The following is a 16,927-nucleotide window of genomic DNA, read 5'->3' as shown; positions in this document are numbered from 1 at the left end:
GGCGGGGGCGATTGGGGGCGCGGGGAACTGCGCGACAGGCCCCCACCGGCCCGCGGTCGAAAGGCAACCCCATGGGGTCTGGGGCGGAGCCCCAGGGATGGGATGGGTGTGGGCGGCGGGGGCGATTGGGGGCGCGGGGAACTGCGCGACAGGCCCCCACCGGCCCGCGGTCGAAAGGCAACCCCATGGGGTCTGGGGCGGAGCCCCAGAGATGGGACGGGTAGGGGCGGCGGGGGCGAAACACTCGTCGGTCAGCCGCAGCAGCCCCCACCGCAGCAGCCGCCACCGCCCCCGCCACCCGGGGCGGGTGCGGGCGCCGAGGCCGAACCGCCCACCGCGACCGTTGACAGCAGCTTCACCGTGTCGTCGTGGCCGGCGGGGCAGGCCGCGGGGGCGGCGGACTCCGCCATCGGGCGGCTCTTTTCGAACGTGTCGCCGCAGGTCCGGCAGCGGTACTCATAGCGAGGCATGCGGCACAGGCTAGCGGGTGCCCCGCGCCGCGACGAGATTCACCTGCGCAGCTCACGCCCGCTCGCCCGCTGGAGGGCGAGTGCGTGCGCCTTGGCCCGCAGCCGCTGCTCGTGTTCCTGCCGCTCGGGATGGCGGGCCTTCCAGTACGGGTTGTCGTGGGGCAGGGCCGAACCGACCCTTCCGTACATCCCGAAGAACATCAGCATGACGCCCACCACAAAGCTGAACAGCACGTTCTGGATGCGGAAGGCGAGGAAGTTGGCGCCGGTGTCGAGCAGCGCCAGGTTCACGAAGCCGCTCAGGATGAAGAGGACGCCGAGGACCATGTTCAGGGTGGAGGCGAAGTTCCCGCCGATCACCATCCCCGCGAACAGCAGCAGCCCGACGCAGATCGACAGCACGCTGAGCGCGCCGTTGGTGCTCAGCCCCGCGACCTGGTCCCCACGGGTGTCGAAGAAGCCGACCTTGTCGATGAGCCCCAGGATGCCGAACGCGAGCAGTACCAGGCCCATCAGGCCCGCGCCGATCCGGTAGAAGGTGCTGAGGCGGTGATCGACGGGCAGATGCTCGTCGAAGCTGATCCGCCGCCGTCTGGTTCCCGGGCGAATTGCGTGTGTGGCCATGTCCGCCTCCTCACGCTCACGCATTTAGCGGAGGCCGTACGCACCTTCAGGATCCGCCCGGGACACGTGGACCGCCACCCCCGGGGCGTACGGAGTGGTCAGGCCCCTCCGTACGCCCGGCGCGAGCGTGGGAGCCGTACCCGGTTGTCCGGGCCCCTCCGTCCGCCCGGCGCGAGCGTGGGAGCCGTACCCGGTTGTTCGGGCCCTTCCGTCCCCCGAGCGTCGGAGCTGTACCCGGTTGTTCGGACCTCTCCGTCCCCCGAGCCTCGGAGCCGTACCCGGTGTTCAGGCCCTTCCGTCCCCGAGCCTCGGAGCCGTACCCGGCTTGTTCAGGCCCCGCCGCCCCGCTCCTCGCGGATCTGTGAGACCACCCGCGCCACCGTCTGCCGTACCGCCTCGGTCTCGGTCAGGAAGTGCCAGTAGTCGGGGTGGCGGCCCTCCAGCGAGGTGATGGCACGCTCCAGGCGGGCCACCGCCTCGTCGAGGGGGCGGGCCTGGCGCGGGTCGGGGGTGTTGCGGCCCGCCATGGCCAGGCGCTGGGCGTCACGGATGGCGAAGCGGGTGCGGTCGATCTCCTGCTGCGGATCCTTCGCCACGGCGTTCAGCCGCCGCAGCCGGTCGCCCGCCGCCGAGACCGCCTCGTCCGTGTTGTTGAGCAGCGCGCGGACGGTGGACAGCAGGGAGGTCGCGTCCGGCCAGCGCTGCTCGTCACGCGCGGTCCGCGCCTCCTTCAGCTTCAGCTCGGCCTGCCGTACGCTCTCCGCGGCCTGCTCGGGTACGTGCTGAAGGTCCTGCCAGCAGGCCGCCGAGAACCGGCGCCGCAGCTCGCTCAGTACCGGCTCCACCTGCCCGGATCGCGTGGTCAGCGCCTGCGCGCGGGTCCGCAGCGAGACCAGCCGGTGGTCGATCTCGGCGGCCCGCTCGGGAAGCCGCTCCGCCTCCGCCCGTACCGCCTCGGCCTCCTTCGAGACCCGCTCGGCGCGCTCCAGCGTCTCCGGCACGCCGTGCTGCCCGGCGCCCTGGTTGAGCTTGGTCAGCTCGGGCCCGAGGGCGGCCAGCCGGGCGGCGAGGTCGTCGGCCTTGAGTCCCGACCCCCGTACGCCGTCCAGCGCGTTCGAGGCGGCCAGCAGGGCCTGGCGGGCGCGCTCCACGGACGGGGCGAGCCGGGCGAGCTGCGTCTCGGCCTTGCCGAGCAGCGGCCCGAGCCCCTGCTCGAACCGGTCCAGCTCCGTCTTGACCCGGCCCAGCTCGTCCTTGGCGGCGCTGAGCTCGGTGCGGGCCCGTGTGGCGACCGAGGCCTCCAGCTCGTCCCGGTCGAGGTCGTGGGCGTCGACGGCGGTGATGTACTGCTGGCTGGCCTCGTCGATGCGCCGCCCCAGCGCCTCGAAGTCGGAGACGGCGCGGCGGGCCGCCGGGGAGGCGTCGACGGCCGTGATGGTCTCTATCGAGATCCGCAGATCGCGCTGGGCGGTGTCCAGTTCGTAGAAGGCGGCCGCGGCGGCGTCCTTCGCGGCCTGCGCCTCGGCCCGCTGACCCTCGGCGCGCCCGCCGAACCAGCGCCGGGTGCCGCCGCCGGCGAAGGCCGCGGGCAGCGCGAGCGCGACGAGCAGCGGCAGGGCCATAAGGGTCAGCGCGTCACGAACGGCGTAGGAAACCGCGTACGGAACGCCGGATGTGCGGCGTGCCCCGGAGCCCGGCGGGCGGGGACCACCTTCTGCCTGCGCGCATGGCACAGACGCCGTGTACGGCTGTGAAGGTGTCGCCGTCACATCCCTCTCCCGTGTGGTCATCCGCCCTGCCCGGTGTCATTCTCCCACCCGTTAAGGACGAACACACGGGCTGGTTAGTTCGCGGTTCGCACCGTGATCTTCCCATCGCCGGTGTGGGCGGACACCACATGCGAACTGGCGTCGCTCCGGGGCACCGACACATCCACCGAGCCGTCACCGGTCTCGGTCGTCACCCGGTACGTCTCCTGAGGCAGCGCGATCGTGACGGAGCCGTCCCCGGTGCGGGATTCCACGAGGTCCGGTACGGCGTCGAGTTCGAGCCGTACGGAGCCGTCCTGCGTACGCGCCTGGACGCGCCGTGAGTCGACGCCGCTCGCGTGGATGGATCCGTCGCCGGTACGCAGCTCCAGAGTCCCGGAGGAGTCCTTCACCCGTACGGATCCGTCCGCCGTACGGATGCTGAGCGGCCCGGAGGAGCCCGTCACCCGGGCCGAACCGTCCCCCGTACGAATGCTCAGCGGCTCCTTGAACCCCTGCGCGTTCACGCTTCCGTCCCCGTCCTTCACGGTGACGGCGACGCCGCGCGGCACCACGATCCGGTGCCTGGCCGAGCAGTCGGCGACCACACCCGAGCACTTCATCCGCAGCACCAGCCGGTCGCCGTCCATCTTCCAGGTCACCTTCGGGTCCCCGCCGATGACGACGCTGCCCTCGAACCAGCGGGTCACCTCGACCTTGTCGGCCTCGTCCGAGTCCGCCACGACGAGGTCGAGCGCGGAGTCGTCGGAGTCGACGGTGAGCGTACGGCCGCTCAGGGCGAAGGACCGGTGCTCGGGTTCCGTGTCGTCCCCGGCACTGGCACCGCATCCGACGGCGAGCAGAGCGACGACGGCCACGGCGCCGGTGACGGCGACGGCGCGGGTACGCGTCGAGCGGATCCGGCTCGAGCTGGTCAGGTTCGAGCGGGTCCGGGTCCGTGCTGTGCGAGTACGTGCTGTGCGAGCCATGAAGATCTCCCCCTGCGAAGTACGGCGACGTGCGCCGGGCCTCTCGGGCACCTGCTCTTCCGACGCTCTTCGAACCTACGGATCCGCGGGCCGCGGGGGGATCCGGACCGCTCCCGGATAAGGGGTGGGGAAAACCCCCGAACCGATCGCGGGCTGGTCCCCGGCCGCTCCCGAACCTGGCCCCCGGATACGGGTTTGCGGGGCATCCCCCCTGGCAATGTAGGCTGTCGACTCGTCCTGGGCGCGTAGCTCAGTGGTAGAGCGCCGCCCTTACAAGGCGGATGTCGGCGGTTCGAAACCGTCCGCGCCCACCAGGTTCGGGACATGAACGAGGCCCAGGTCAGCGGGGTATGACCCCGGAGATTTGGGCCTTAGTCATGTCCCGCCTCACTATCCTGTCGCGGTGACGACTCCCGACCCTCTCCTGCTGCGGGCCCTCCACGACAGTGGCGAACCGCCCTTGCGCCCGCTGCCGGACCGAGTGGCGGAACTCCTGGAGAGTCTCGACGCCCCTCCGCGCCTCGCGGCCCACCTGCGAGCCGTTCACGATGTTGCGCACCAACTCGTCGACTGGGTGGAGGAGCGGCAGCCGGCGCTGCGGTTCGACCGTGAGGCCGTGCTCTTCGGGGCGGCCACGCATGACATAGGGAAGACGGTGCACGTCGGTGAGCTGTCCGGGCTCGGCTCCGCGCACGAGGAGGCCGGACGCGAACTGCTGTTGGCCAACGGCTTCAGTGCGGGGCTGGCCCGGTTCGCGGGGACTCATGCGGCGTGGGGCGGACCGGACATCGGGATCGGCGATCTGCTGGTGAGCGTGGCCGACAAGGTCTGGAAGAACAAGCGGGTCGCTGAGTTGGCAGACCTCGTGGTCGGGCGGCTGAGTGAGGCGAGTGGCAGGACGACCTGGGAGGAGTTCCTGGCTCTCGATGATTTCCTCGTGGCCGTTGGTGAGGGCGCGGATCGGCGGCTGGCCTTTCAGGCGGCCTATCCGGTCGGCCGGCACCGTTGAAAACCGGTGTTCTCCGGGCCGCCCGGTTCGAGATCATGGCTGTACGGGGGGGGAGAGAGGGGCGACAGACATTATGGCGACCGAGGCGGCGGCTCCAGGTACCGCGGGACCGGACTACGCACGTATCCCCGAGACCGTGGCCGGGGGCACCGTGATTCTCCTCAACGGCACGTCCAGTTCGGGGAAGAGCAGCATCGCCCGGGAGCTCCTTGACGTACTCGACGGGACCTGGTTCCACATGCCGGTGCACGCCTTCCATTCGATGCGCGGCGGTGGAGAGATACCCGACGAGGATCTTCAGGCGGAGATCGACCGCACGGCCAAGGGATTCCACCGTGCGGTCGCGGGTATGGCGGCCGGTGGCAACAACCTCGTCGTCGATCATCCGCTGAGCCGGCGTTGGCGGCTTCTCGACCTTCTCGGCCTGCTCGTGCCCGAGGACACGGTGCTGGTCGGGGTCAGATGCCCGCTGCCCGAGCTGGAGCGCCGGGAGAGCGAACGCGGGGACCGGCAGGCGGGGCTGGCCGCCATGCAGTACGGCGAGGTGCACTCCCATGAACTGCACGATCTCGACGTCGACAGCAGCCTTCTCAGCCCGCGGGAGTGCGCTCTTCGCGTACGGGACTTCCTGGCGGACCGTCGGCGGCCCACCGCCTTCGAGACGCTCCGGCGGACCCTCCTTCGCACGCCTCAGGCTCCTCGGACCTCGCCGAAGGCGGGCTGAGCCGGCGCGTTCACGCCGGGTCCTCGTGGGCGTGCTTGAGGCTCGCGCGCGCGTCGACCGTATCCCCGGGGGTGACCTCCGACCAGAAGCGGTGGCAGGTCACGAACACGGCGAGCTCGCGCTCCCGCTGACGGAGCTTTTCGACCTCGGCCTGTTCGTCGGCGGTCCAGCCGGGGGAGGCGGGGCGTTCCACCTTGCGCCAGCCGTTGGCGTCGCTGAAGCCGTCCAGCGGTTCGACCGACCAGGGGAGTCGCTTCAGCAGGGCCAGTAGCTCGGCCCGGACCTGATGCAGCTCCTCCTGACCGGCCAGGAGGTCACTCGGAAAGTCATAGGTCGCAGCCACGCGGCAATGGTACGCCTGTTCGATTTTGGGATGCGAGTTCCTTCGGGGACTTCACGCGAACGGGTGGGACCGGTGTCCTGTGCCACGGAACTCTGCGTGCGTGCCGTCGAACCTCGACTCAGTACGATGCGCCGGTGATCCCGCACAGAGCCGGCAGCCCGCGGCGGTTACTCGTCATCGTCTGCGCAGCCGTTGCCCTGGGCACCGCGACGCTGGGTTGGTATGCGGCACAGACCGTGCGCCCCGATTGCATCGTCGCGTTCTCCAGACTCACCGACGGCCACGGGCACGATCTCCCCGACGCGAACGGCCGAGTGCTGTCGGACAAGGAACGCGCCGACCTTGCTTACCAACAGGCCGTTGACTCGGGCCGCTGCTATCCGCCCCGTGCCCGCTGGAGGCATTGGCTCGACTGACAGTCCTGGGCTTGTCGGTTCCCGTGGCTAGGGTGGGCGCGGATGGAGGGGCCACTTGTGCCTGTGGGGAGGGCGTCATGGCTGACGGTATTCAGTGGCTGGTGGACCAGGGCGACTGGCGGCATGGCGTGGTGTTCGCGCGCGGCGTCGCGCCGGAGGAGCTGGGCGTGCGGATGGGGGGCGTGCCGGGATCGGTCGTGCAACCGATCACTGACACAGAGGCATGGCACATGGTCCTGGACCTGGCGACGGATGACGATGACGTTGTGCGGGTCGGTGCGTGCGGTGGTTGGGCATTCGCCGTTGAGTACGGGCTGGGTGACGGGGGCCGCCGGCTGGCTGAGATCTCCCGAAGCGGTGTGGAGGCGATCCATCTGGATCCTTCCCCGGACCATCCGCCGGCGATGTTCTCCTACGCGAGGGACGGGAAGGACGTCTGCGGGTTCGGAATCGGCGAAGAAGTATGGCGTTGGGGGGATCAACCGAACCTGTTGCTGCCGGAGCTGGTCGCCGCCGGCGTGCTGCACCCGGATGGTGAGTACGCACGATCAGAAGACGAGCCCTACCGCGACCGGGACCGCCATACCTTGTCGCTCATAGAGGCGCGATTCGGTCTCTTCCTTCCACGCGGCGAAGTGGAGACACAACGTCTGCCAGCTTCATCATCGGTTGAACTGGCCGCTGACCGTGGCTCGGCAAGCGAAAACGCATGGGGATATCCGGATCCTTCCACCCTGCGCCGACGGTGACCTCATGGCTCGTCGGCTCGGCTCCTCGGACCCACCCGCGCTGATCTGGAAGCGAGCGTCAGCAGAAGCGCACGTGTGGGCTCACGGTTCGATGACAAGGCGTTCGACGAGGTTGTCTCGGAGTGTGAATCGGTAGTGGAGGTCGACCGTGCCGCCGGGGAAGTCGCCTTCGAGGTGCTGGGTGGCTGTGTAGTGGGACGCGTCGGTCCGGTGGGCGCCGATGAGTTGGGTGGTGAAGGTGAATTCGGTCGCTGTTCGGCTCAGCCAGTGCTCGATGGAGGCGGCGCCCTCGTGGGTCTCGCCGTCGTCGGTCACGGTGGCGTTGTCGGTGAACGCGGTGATGGCGGTGGCGGTGTCGCGAGCGCGGTGGGCTGTGAGGTAGCGGGTGACGACCTCGGGCAGGGCGTCGGGGTTGATGGCCTGGGGTTCGTTGCGGGGCATGGGGTCCTCAATGTGGTGGCGGTGTTATAGCGGGATGGTTTGACGGGTTCAGACCGTCGGGGTGGTGCCGCCGTCGATGACGTGTTCGGCGCCGACGATGGCTGAGGCGCGGTCGGAGACGAGGAAGGCGACGAGTTCGGCCACTTCCTCGGGCCGGTTGGGGCGGCCGAGTGGGATGCCGCCCAGGGAGTCCATGAGCCGGCCCAGCGCCGCTTCCTCGGTGATGTCGGCGTCCTGGGCGATCCTGGCGACCAGGCGGTCGGCGGCGGCGGTCTGTACGAAGCCCGGGGAGACGGTGTTGACGCGGACACCGTGCCGGGCGACCTCGTTGGCCAGGCCCTTGCTGTAGGTGGTCAGGGCGGCCTTGGCGGCGGCGTACGCCAGGGTCGCGTTCCACAGCGGCATGCGCCGCTGGATCGAGGTGACGTGCACGATGGCGCCCTTGCCGGCCTCGATCATGCCGGGGAGCAGGCCCCGGTCGAGGCGGACGGCGGCCAGCAGGTTGGTGTTCAGTTCCCGCGCCCAGTCGTCCTCGCCGAGCGCCGCGAATCCTCCGGCGGGTGCCTCGGAGCCGCCGAGGGTGTTGACCAGGATGTCGACCCCTCCGAGGCGGGCCTCCACCTCGGAGACCACATGGGCCGCGCCCTGGGCTGCGGACAGGTCGGCCGCGATGAACGTCTTCTCCTCGATGCCACCGGGGCTGCTGCGGGCGGTGACGAGCACAGTCGCTCCGGCCTCGGCGAGGCGTCGGGCGATCGCGGCTCCGCTGCCCTGGGTGCCGCCGGTGACGAGGGCACGGCGCCCTTCGAGGGATTCGCTGAGGGATGTGGTCACGATGTGCTCCGTCCCGGGCGCGGGCATGCCTGGCACCGCCCACGTTGCTGCTAAAATGAGAGCTACTAACTTCGACTTTAGCAGTAACTGAGGGGATGGTCGCCGTGGCGAGCCGGATCAGGCTGGAGGACCGGGAGTGCCCGCTGTCCACGACGGTGGAACACGTCGGCGAGTGGTGGACACTGCTCCTGCTGCACGATGCCTTCGACGGCTACAGCCGCTTCGACCAGTTCCAGGAGAACTTGGGCATCTCCTCCAGCATGCTCACCGCCCGGCTGAAGACCCTGGTCGCGGACGGACTGCTCGAGCGCCGGCCTTACCAGACCAACCCCGTACGCCACGAGTACGTACTCACCCCAACGGGGCGCTCACTGCGCCCGGTGATCGTCGCCCTGGCCGCGTGGGGCAACTCCCGCCTCGCGCCGGGGGAGCGCAGCATGATCCTCGTGGATGCGGACAGCGGTGAAGAGGTCGAGCCCGTCGTCGTCGATGCCCGGACCGGACGTCGGCTCGACGACAGCGACACCTTCGTCTTCACGGCGGGACCGGCCGCCAGCAGGGCCATGCGCGACCGCTACAAGGACTCGGCGGAGGATGCGTAAGGAGGGTACGAAGCCCCACGTTCGCGCCGAAGCGATGACGGGCACAGCTTCGCGGCCCGCTCCGCCGCTCAGCCCGCGCGGGTGATCGTCACCTTGACGTGCTTCATGAGGGGCTGGTCGCTCTGGGTGCTGTAGTCGCCGATTGCGCAGAGGACGTTCATTTCCGGCATGTAGCCGGCTGCGCAGCCGTGCGGGATGTCGTACGGGATGGCGAGGTAGCCGTCGAGGTGGCGGTGGGTGCCGTCCTTGGCGGTGCTGGTGATGTCGACCGGGTCGAACTCGGAGATGCCGCGCTCGCGCATGTCGTCCGTGTTCATGAAGACGAGCGTGCGGAGGTTCTTGATGCCGCGGTAGCGGTCGTTGTCGGAGTAGATGGTGGTGTTCCACTGGTCGTGGGAGCGCAGGGTGGCCAGCGCGAGGGTGCCGGGGGCGGGGACCACGTCGGGCAGCGGTGCGGCGGAGAACTCGGCGCGGCCCGACGGCGTGAGGAAGACCAGTTCGCGGGCGGGCTGCTTGATCCGGAAGCCGAGCGGCAGGCGTACCCGGCGGTTGAAGTCCTCGAAACCGTCCAGGACTTGGGCCATGGTGTCGCGGATGCGGTCGTAGTCCTCGACGTACCACTCCCACGGCGTGGAGCCGTCCGGCAGGGCGGCGCGGGCGATCCCCGCGATGATGGCAGGCTCGGACAGCAGTTGCCGCGAGGCCGGACGCCGCATGCCGACGGACAGGTGGACCATGCTCATCGAGTCCTCGACCGAGGTGCTCTGGACGCCTCGGCGCTGCTGGTCCTTCTCGGTACGGCCCAGGCACGGCAGGATGAGCGCCCGGGCGCCGTGGACGAGATGGCTGCGGTTGAGCTTGGTGCTCACCTGGACGGTGAGCTCGCACTTGCGCAGTGCCTCGTAGGTGTACGGGGTGTCGGGCGCCGCGAGCGCGAAGTTGCCGCCCATGCCGACGAACACCTTGACGTCCCCGTCGTGCATCGCGTGGATGGTGCCGACGGTGTCCAGACCGTGCGCGGCCGGCGGGTCGATGTCGCAGACGTCGGCGAGTCGCGCCAGGAACTCCTCGGTGGGCCGGTGGTCGATGCCGCAGGTCCGGTTGCCCTGGACGTTGCTGTGCCCGCGTACGGGGGACGGTCCCGCGCCCTCGCGGCCCAGATTGCCGCGTAGCAGAAGGACGTTGACGATCTCCCGGACGGTGTCGACGCCGTGTTCGTGCTGGCTGATCCCCAGACACCAGCTGAAGATGCTCCGGTCGGCGTCGCGGTAGACGCGCGCCGTCTTGAGGATGCCGTCCCGCCCGACCCCGGACTGGCGCTCGATCTCCTCCCAGGAGGTCTCCTCGCACCGGGCCCGGTACTCGTCGAAGCCCGTGGTGTGTCGGTCGATGAACTCCTGGTCCAGCGACTTGGGGTCGGTCCTGGCCTGCTCCAGGATCGCCTTGGCGATACCGCGCATGAGCGCCATGTCGCCGCCGATCCGCGGCTGCAGGTTCAGGGTGCTGGTCCGCGTCGACTTGTTCAGCGCCATGTCCGTGAAGTCGTGCGGCACGATGGTCCGGGTGGCGGCCGCCTCGACCAGGGGGTTGATGTGCACGATCTGGGCGCCACGGCGGTACGCCTCGGCCAGCGCCGTCAGCATCCTGGGCGCGTTGGAGGCCGCGTTGACACCCATGATGAACAGGGCGTCGGTGGCCTCCCAGTCCTTGAGGTCGACGGTCCCCTTGCCGGTCCCCAGCGACGCCCGCAGCGCGCGGCCGCTCGCCTCGTGGCACATGTTCGAACAGTCGGGCAGGTTGTTCGTGCCCAGTTCGCGGGCCATCAACTGGTAGAGGAACGTGGCCTCGTTGCCGAGGCGGCCTGAGGTGTAGAACGACGCCTGGTTCGGGCTGTCGAGTGCGCGCAGGGCGCCGCCGATCAGCTCGAACGCGTCGGCCCAGCCGATCGGGACGTAGTGGTCCGACTCGGGGTCGTAGACCATCGGCTCGGTCAGCCGGCCCGCGTCCTCCAGTGCGAAGTCGCTCCAGCCGGACAACTCGGTGACGGAATGGGCGGCGAAGAACTCCCGGCCGACCCGCTTGTGGGTCATCTCCCAGGTGACGTGCTTGATGCCGTTCTCGCAGATGTCCAGGTGCAGGCCCTTGGTGTCGTCGGGCCAGGCACAGCCGGGACAGTCGAAGCCACGGTTCTCGTGGTTCATGCGCATGATCGCCCGCGGCCCGTCCACGAGAGCACGCTCGTGCACCAGGACCTTGCTCACGCTCCTGGCCGCACCCCAGCCCGCGGCGGGGTGGTGGTAGGGGTGGAAAGACGGATCGCCCTCGGCTTCGGGCCCCACTCGGGGCTCCCGCGTGTCCTGGGGCTTCACCGCGTCGTGCGGCTCCGGCGCGTCCTGGGGCTCCGGCCCCGCCTGGTCGTCATGGGAGGCAGTCAAAACTCTCACCCTCTCACCGGCCGGGCGTGGACCGGTCCCCGGCACTTCTCCTCAGGCTATGCCGGGGGCTCGGACGCTGCCACGCCACGCGATCAGGCGTCGGGAACAGGCGACGGGAACAGGCGACGCGATCAGACGACGGGATCACGTGACGCGATCAGACGACGGGATCAGACGAAGGGAACAGGTGACGCGATCAGGTGACGCGATCAGACGACGCCTTCGCCGGGAGCCGCGGGAAGGTCGGGAAGGTCGTCGAGAAAGGTCTCCGTCGGCACGTGGAAGAGGCATCCGGTGAGCGCGGTCGAGAAGTCGAGGATGCGGTCGTGCACGCCCGGCCGGTCACCGAGGAACATGTTCCTCAGCATCCGTTCGGTCACCCGCGGGGTACGTGCGTATCCGATGAAGTACGTGCCGAACTCGCCGTCGCCGACAGTGCCGAAGGGCATGTTCTCCCGCACGATCTTGAGTTCGTTGCCTTCCTCGTCGGTGATGACGTTGAGCGCCACGTGCGAGTCGACGGGCTTGACCTCGTCGGGGAGTTCGATGTTGTCGGGCTTCGTCCGCCCGATGACGTTCTCCTGCTCGTTCGACGGCAGGGCGTTCCACGCCGTCATGTCGTGCAGGTACTTCTGGATGATCACGTAGCTGCCGCCCTTGAAGGCGTGGTCCTCGTCGCCGATGAACACGGCTTCGGCCGCCAGCTGTCCTTCGGGGTTCTCGCTGCCGTCGACGAAGCCGAGCAGGTCGCGCTCGTCGAAGTACTGGAAGGCATGCACTTCGTCGATGACCGTGACCGCGCCGCTGAGCCGTTCCGCGATCAGCCGGGCCAGCTCGAAGCAGAGGTCCATACGGCGGCCCCGCACATGGAACAGCAGGTCGCCCGGCGTGGACGGGGCCCGGTGTCGCTCACCGGCCAACTCCACGAACGGATGCAGTTCCCGTGGACGCGGCCCGCTGAACAGCCGGTCCCACGCAGTCGATCCGATGCCGACGACACAGGTGAGCTCGTCGTCGGGTGCGCGGTAGGCGACCGAACGCCGGAGTCCCGAGAGGTCTTCCAGCAGATCGCGGACCGTGTCCTCCTGGCCCGGCGTAAGGGTGGCCACCAGAAACACGGTGGCCCTGGCCGGTGGCACGATCACGGCCTGCGACTCAACCACGAGCCGGCCTCCTCATGAGGTGCGGAAGTATCTGCCCTGGGCCCTACCGCCGGTCCCACTGGCCATCCTGATCGGTCCGGCAGAAATCCGCGCGGGAGCGAGCCCCGACGGTGTCCGTCACCACTCCTCCCCGGGGTTCTCGCCGGGCGTACGAGTGCCGTCGAGCAGTCCCGCCGCTCTACATGCCCCGCCAGATGTTGTCGAAGGCCGCGTCCTCGACGCGTTTGCGTTGACGTACGGATTCCAGTTCTGTGATGGCGTCGTTCACGGCGGCCAGTACGGTGGCGATCGCGTCGTCGGTGATGCGTGTGGCCTCTTCGGGGCGCTCGTCCTGGACGCCGACGGCGGCTGCGAGGGCGGCGAGGACGGGTTCGCCGGAGGCGAGGCGGTCGGTCGCGTGGCGACGGGCCGGTGAGTCCGGCAGTTCGGGTCGGTCGGTCCGGCCGGGAAGCCAGCGGTGGCGTCGCGGATTGAGGTGGGCCCCGGCTCCCAGGTCGGTCAGATAGGCCGCGGACAGATCACGACCCCGGCGCCACAGCCGGTCCTCGACCGACTCGTACGGCTGCTCCCGGACGAGCGAGGACGCGGCCTCTTCCAGCAGGTGATCGTCCAGGGTCCCCTGCGGGCCGGGCACGATGCGGTCGTCGTCCAGGGTGAGGGCCTGGGCGCCCAGGAGGTCGACCAGTTCGGCTCCCGCGAGGGCCAGGGACAGGTCGCCCTGCTCGACGGGACGGCTGGACGAGACATCCATGGTGATGATCAACAGGTCCCGCGGTGTGGTCATTTTGGCTCCATGTCTGAGACATCGGTGACGATACGTCGCCGAGGGGTCGGCGTGCATCCGGATCTGCGGGGGAGTTCCTCAGGCAAGGCTGTTCAGTCCAGACTGGACAGTCTGGACTGAAGGAATTAGCTTGGGCGCATGGACGAGGACGAGATCGAGGACGAGATCGACGGCGGCGAGGGCATCTCCGGGTCCGCCGCCCGTGCCGCCCGTGATCTGCGCGTGGCGTTCAGCCGGCTGCGGCGGCGGATCAGGGAGGTCTCCGAGGCGGAGGACCTCACGCCTTCGCAGGTGTCCGCGCTCACGCTGGTCAGCAAGAGCGGGGCCGCCACGGCCAGTGCGCTGGCGACGGCCGAGGGGGTCCGCCCGCAGTCGATGGCCGCCACGCTCGCCGCGCTCGACGAGCAGGGGTTCGTCGAACGCAACCCGGACCCCTCGGACGGCCGGCGTCAGCTCGTCACGCTGACCGCCGCCGGTCGCGAGCGCGTCGAGGGCACCCGGCAGGCCCGCGAGGAATGGCTGGCCCGGGCCTTCCAGGACCGCTGCACGGAGGCCGAGCGGCAGACCGTCGTCGAGGCGATGGCCGTACTGGAACGGCTCACCCGCCCGTGAACCTCCTGGAACGGCGGCTCACCCGCCCGTGATACCGAAACTCGCCCGCTCCAGCCGGCCGCCCCGTACCGCACCCGCCGGCTTCGACCGGCGGCTGATCGCCCCGATGGTCCTCGGGTCCATCCTCAACCCGGTCAACTCCTCGATGATCGCGGTGGCGTTGGTGCCGATCGGGGCCGCCTTCGGGGCGCCGGCGTCGGAGACGGCGTGGCTCGTCTCCGCGCTCTACCTCGCGACCGCCGTCGGCCAGCCCGTCATCGGACGGCTGGTCGACACGTACGGACCCCGTCGCCTTTACCTCATCGGTACGGCGCTGGTGGGTGCCGCCGGACTGCTGGGCGCCCTCGCCCCGTCCCTCGGCGTGCTGATCGCCGCCCGGGTGCTGCTCGGATTCGGTACGTCGGCCGCGTACCCCGCGTCGATGTCCCTCACCCGGAGCGAGGCCGAGCGCACCGGGCAGGACAGCCCGGCCGGTGTGCTGACCGCGCTGTCGGTCGCCAACCAGACCGTTGTCGCCATCGGGCCCACCCTGGGCGGACTGTTCATCGGTGCGGGGGGCTGGCGCGTCATCTTCACCGTCAACGTCCCGCTGTCGCTGGCCTGTCTGGTGCTCGGGGCGCTGCGACTGCCCAGGCACCGGCTCCAAGTACCGCGTACGAAGCGGGCGGTGGACCTCGTGGGCATGGTCCTGTTTGCCGCGATGCTCGTCTCGCTGATGGTGTTCCTGATGAAGCCGGGGATCGCCGGGCTGTATCTGCTCGGGGTGACGGCCGCCGCGGGGACCGGGCTCGTCCTGCGGGAACTGCGCGTCGCGGAGCCCTTCATCGATCTGCGGGTGCTCGGCGGCAACCTGCCCATGCTGACCACCTTCCTGCGCCAGTTCCTGAGCTTCACCGCCGTCTACGCATTCCTGTACGGCTTTCCGCAGTGGCTGGAGGAGGGCGGCGGGCTGCACGCCTCCGCGGCCGGACTGCTCCTGCTGCCGCTGTCGTTGAGCGCGCTGGCCGTCGCCGCCGCCACCGGACGGCGGGAGGCAGTCCGCGCCAAGCTCGTCGTCGGCGCTCTCGTACAGATCGCCGCCTGTTCGCTGCTGCTGGTGGTGGGCTCCGGCAGCCCCGTCTGGCTGCTCGCCGCCGTCGGCGTCCTCATGGGCGTACCCCAGGGCCTCCTCGGCCTCGCCAACCAGAACGCCCTCTACCGGCAGGCAGACCCCGACCGCATCGGCTCCGCCGCCGGACTGCTGCGCACCTTCACCTACCTCGGCGCGATGGGCGCCTCGGCCGCCACCGCGACGTTCTTCGCCCACGGCGCCGACGCCCACGGGCTGCACGACCTGGCCCTCTTCATGCTCGCCGGAGCAGTGCTGCTCCTGGCGGTGACCCTGCTCGACCGTTCCCTCCGCACCATCACACCCGTTCCCGGAAAGGCCTGACCATGGCCCTCAGCACCCTCGACCCCCGTACCGCGCTCGTCCTCATCGACCTCCAGAACGGGATCGTCGGAAACCCGGCCCTGACCCCGTACCCCGCCGCCGAGGTGGTGGAGCGCGCGGTCCAACTGGCCGACGCCTTCCGCGGCCACGGCCTCCCGGTCATCCTCGTACGGGTCACATTCGCCGCCGACGGGGCGGACGCCGCGCCCGGTCGCACGGACGGCGGCAGCCAGTCCCGTACCTGGCCGGAGGGCTGGGACCGCATAGCCGACGAGCTGGCCGGGCACCCCGAGGACATCACCGTCACCAAGCGGAACTGGGGTGCTTTCCACGGCACCGACCTCGATGTGCAGTTGCGCCGCCGGGGGATCACCCAGATCGTGCTGGGCGGCATCGCCACCAGCATCGGCGTGGAGTCCAGCGCCCGCGCCGCCCACGAACACGGCTACCACGTCACCCTCGCCACCGACGCCATGTCCGACCTCGACGCCGACACCCACCGCAACAGCGTCGAGCGGATCTTCCCCCGCCTCGGCGAGACGGGGACGACGGCCGAGATCGTCGAGCTGCTGGCGAAGACCCGCCCCTGACGAGGCCCGGGGGTCAGTGGCCCGCCGTCGCGGCCAACTCCCGCACCAGCCCGCTCGCCACCGGCACAGGCACCCCGTACCGCTCGGCGGCCCGCAGCAACGCCCCGCCGATCGCGTCCAGTTCGAGCGGGCGGCCCGCCTCCGCGTCGCGCTGCATGGAGGACTTCGTGGCGGCCGGGAAGTCGTCGTAGCGGGCCAGGGCGGCCGCCGGGTCGGCCGGCGCACCGCACGCCGCGCTGACGGCCGCCGTCTCCGCGACCAGCGCCGCCAACTCCTCGCGGTGGAGGGTGCGTACGTCGCCCAGGGGGAGCCCGTACCGGGTGGTCAGCAGAGCGAACGGCGCGAGGAAGGACATCTTCGCCCACAGCGCCGCCGCCTCGCCGGGCTGGACGCGGGTGCCGAGCCCTGCCCCCGCCAGCGCCCCCGCGAGAGCGTCCAGCCGCTCCCGCTTCACCGTCTCGCCGGTCAGGTCGACGTCCGCGAAGGGGCTGCCGTGTTCGATCAGCCCCGGGGCGACGCGAGCCGACTCCACGCGGATCACCGCGGGGGCCACCCGGCCCGGGCCGTAGCGCTCGCGCAGGATCGCAGGGTGTTCGACACCGTTCAGGAACGGTACGAGCAGGCCGTCGCCCGTCGCCTTCGCCGGGACGCGCTCCAGGGCCGCGTCGAGCGCCGTGGCCTTGACCGCGACCAGGCACGCGTCGACGGGCTCACGCAGTTCGGTGTCCGCCTCGACCCGCGCCGTGAAGTCGCCGAAGTGCCCGCTGCGTACGCGGATGCCGTCCGCGCCCAGCGTCCGCGCGGTCTCGTCGCCCGCCAGGCAGATCACCCGGTGCCCGGCGCGGGCCAGCAGCGCGGCGAGCAGTCCGCCGACGCCGCCGGGGCCCAGTACCGCGACGGTCATGGGCGTGACTTGTGCTGTCTCCATGGTCGTTCGATCCTCTCGCCGGTCGGCCCCCGGG

Annotated in this window: 19 protein-coding genes and 1 tRNA gene; 9 read left to right on the top strand and 11 right to left on the bottom strand. The window is 70.3% G+C overall.

The features are described from left to right. Positions 1-251: 251 nt before the first annotated feature. The 4 genes from ACFVKT_RS23955 to ACFVKT_RS23940 all read right to left on the bottom strand — a co-directional run bounded on the left by ACFVKT_RS23955 (position 252) and on the right by ACFVKT_RS23940 (position 3,831). Complete coding sequence (locus ACFVKT_RS23955) at positions 252-470, bottom strand: zinc ribbon domain-containing protein (protein ID WP_385734672.1); 219 nt, start codon at positions 468-470, stop codon at positions 252-254. 39 nt (positions 471-509) lie between these two features. Beyond that, on the bottom strand, positions 510-1,094 hold the full coding sequence (locus ACFVKT_RS23950) for a DUF4383 domain-containing protein (protein ID WP_385734670.1): 585 nt from the start codon (positions 1,092-1,094) through the stop codon (positions 510-512). 329 nt (positions 1,095-1,423) lie between these two features. After that, the gene (locus tag ACFVKT_RS23945; RefSeq protein ID WP_385734668.1) at positions 1,424-2,863 is read right to left on the bottom strand and encodes a hypothetical protein; all 1,440 of its coding nucleotides are present in this window, start codon (positions 2,861-2,863) and stop codon (positions 1,424-1,426) included. A 74-nt stretch (positions 2,864-2,937) separates the two neighbouring features. Next, positions 2,938-3,831, bottom strand: coding sequence for a DUF4097 family beta strand repeat-containing protein (locus tag ACFVKT_RS23940; RefSeq protein ID WP_385734666.1), 894 nt, complete (start codon positions 3,829-3,831; stop codon positions 2,938-2,940). A 239-nt stretch (positions 3,832-4,070) separates the two neighbouring features. Between ACFVKT_RS23940 and ACFVKT_RS23935 the strand changes: the two genes are divergently transcribed. The 3 genes from ACFVKT_RS23935 (at position 4,071) to ACFVKT_RS23925 (ending at position 5,564) form a co-directional block, all read left to right on the top strand. Beyond that, positions 4,071-4,145 (top strand) — tRNA-Val (locus tag ACFVKT_RS23935). An 89-nt stretch (positions 4,146-4,234) separates the two neighbouring features. Further along, complete coding sequence (locus ACFVKT_RS23930; protein ID WP_385734664.1) at positions 4,235-4,840, top strand: HD domain-containing protein; 606 nt, start codon at positions 4,235-4,237, stop codon at positions 4,838-4,840. 73 nt (positions 4,841-4,913) lie between these two features. Further along, entirely contained in the window at positions 4,914-5,564 is a 651-nt protein-coding gene (locus tag ACFVKT_RS23925; RefSeq protein WP_385734662.1) for an AAA family ATPase, read from the top strand. A gap of 10 nt (positions 5,565-5,574) precedes the next feature. On the opposite strand, the gene ACFVKT_RS23920 is transcribed toward ACFVKT_RS23925, so the two are convergent. Further along, complete coding sequence (locus ACFVKT_RS23920; protein ID WP_385734660.1) at positions 5,575-5,907, bottom strand: hypothetical protein; 333 nt, start codon at positions 5,905-5,907, stop codon at positions 5,575-5,577. A gap of 134 nt (positions 5,908-6,041) precedes the next feature. Between ACFVKT_RS23920 and ACFVKT_RS23915 the strand changes: the two genes are divergently transcribed. Both ACFVKT_RS23915 and ACFVKT_RS23910 read left to right on the top strand, forming a co-directional pair. Further along, complete coding sequence (locus ACFVKT_RS23915) at positions 6,042-6,323, top strand: hypothetical protein (protein WP_385734658.1); 282 nt, start codon at positions 6,042-6,044, stop codon at positions 6,321-6,323. Positions 6,324-6,400: 77 nt separating this feature from the next. Continuing rightward, positions 6,401-7,072 carry a hypothetical protein gene (locus tag ACFVKT_RS23910; protein WP_385734656.1) on the top strand — a complete coding sequence of 224 codons (672 nt, stop codon included), beginning with the start codon at positions 6,401-6,403 and terminating at the stop codon, positions 7,070-7,072. A gap of 81 nt (positions 7,073-7,153) precedes the next feature. On the opposite strand, the gene ACFVKT_RS23905 is transcribed toward ACFVKT_RS23910, so the two are convergent. Then, the gene (locus ACFVKT_RS23905) at positions 7,154-7,513 is read right to left on the bottom strand and encodes a nuclear transport factor 2 family protein (RefSeq protein ID WP_385734654.1); all 360 of its coding nucleotides are present in this window, start codon (positions 7,511-7,513) and stop codon (positions 7,154-7,156) included. Between the two features lie 48 nt (positions 7,514-7,561). Continuing rightward, the gene (locus tag ACFVKT_RS23900; protein WP_385734653.1) at positions 7,562-8,374 is read right to left on the bottom strand and encodes an SDR family oxidoreductase; all 813 of its coding nucleotides are present in this window, start codon (positions 8,372-8,374) and stop codon (positions 7,562-7,564) included. A 68-nt stretch (positions 8,375-8,442) separates the two neighbouring features. Between ACFVKT_RS23900 and ACFVKT_RS23895 the strand changes: the two genes are divergently transcribed. Next, positions 8,443-8,949 (top strand): winged helix-turn-helix transcriptional regulator, encoded by a 507-nt coding sequence (locus ACFVKT_RS23895; protein WP_385734651.1) that lies wholly within the window; start codon positions 8,443-8,445, stop codon positions 8,947-8,949. A gap of 68 nt (positions 8,950-9,017) precedes the next feature. Here the strand turns inward: ACFVKT_RS23895 and ACFVKT_RS23890 are convergent, their stop codons facing one another. From ACFVKT_RS23890 to ACFVKT_RS23880, 3 genes are all read right to left on the bottom strand, one after another. Further along, on the bottom strand, positions 9,018-11,318 hold the full coding sequence (locus ACFVKT_RS23890; RefSeq protein WP_385735030.1) for an FdhF/YdeP family oxidoreductase: 2,301 nt from the start codon (positions 11,316-11,318) through the stop codon (positions 9,018-9,020). Positions 11,319-11,593: 275 nt separating this feature from the next. Further along, positions 11,594-12,547, bottom strand: coding sequence for a Dyp-type peroxidase (locus ACFVKT_RS23885; RefSeq protein ID WP_385734649.1), 954 nt, complete (start codon positions 12,545-12,547; stop codon positions 11,594-11,596). A gap of 178 nt (positions 12,548-12,725) precedes the next feature. Beyond that, positions 12,726-13,331 carry a GPP34 family phosphoprotein gene (locus tag ACFVKT_RS23880; RefSeq protein WP_385734647.1) on the bottom strand — a complete coding sequence of 202 codons (606 nt, stop codon included), beginning with the start codon at positions 13,329-13,331 and terminating at the stop codon, positions 12,726-12,728. 138 nt (positions 13,332-13,469) lie between these two features. Here ACFVKT_RS23880 and ACFVKT_RS23875 point away from each other — a divergent pair, with 138 nt between their 5' ends. Genes ACFVKT_RS23875 through ACFVKT_RS23865 form a run of 3 tightly spaced genes read left to right on the top strand, consistent with a single transcriptional unit; the run spans position 13,470 to position 15,965 of the window. Then, positions 13,470-13,943, top strand: a complete 474-nt coding sequence (locus ACFVKT_RS23875; RefSeq protein ID WP_385734645.1) for a MarR family winged helix-turn-helix transcriptional regulator — start codon at positions 13,470-13,472, stop codon at positions 13,941-13,943. A 28-nt stretch (positions 13,944-13,971) separates the two neighbouring features. Next, positions 13,972-15,375 carry an MFS transporter gene (locus ACFVKT_RS23870; RefSeq protein WP_385734643.1) on the top strand — a complete coding sequence of 468 codons (1,404 nt, stop codon included), beginning with the start codon at positions 13,972-13,974 and terminating at the stop codon, positions 15,373-15,375. A 2-nt stretch (positions 15,376-15,377) separates the two neighbouring features. Further along, positions 15,378-15,965: a hydrolase gene (locus ACFVKT_RS23865; protein ID WP_385734641.1), complete on the top strand. Its 588-nt coding sequence runs from the start codon at positions 15,378-15,380 to the stop codon at positions 15,963-15,965. A gap of 13 nt (positions 15,966-15,978) precedes the next feature. Here ACFVKT_RS23865 and ACFVKT_RS23860 read toward each other — a convergent pair whose 3' ends face one another. Continuing rightward, on the bottom strand, positions 15,979-16,893 hold the full coding sequence (locus tag ACFVKT_RS23860; protein ID WP_385734639.1) for a ketopantoate reductase family protein: 915 nt from the start codon (positions 16,891-16,893) through the stop codon (positions 15,979-15,981). Between the last annotated feature and the right edge of the window lie 34 nt (positions 16,894-16,927).

The sequence above is a fragment of the Streptomyces sp. NPDC127595 genome, assembly GCF_042671685.1.
In the GTDB taxonomy this organism is placed as follows: Bacteria; Actinomycetota; Actinomycetes; order Streptomycetales; family Streptomycetaceae; genus Streptomyces.
This window is presented reverse-complemented; position numbering and strand designations above follow the sequence as displayed.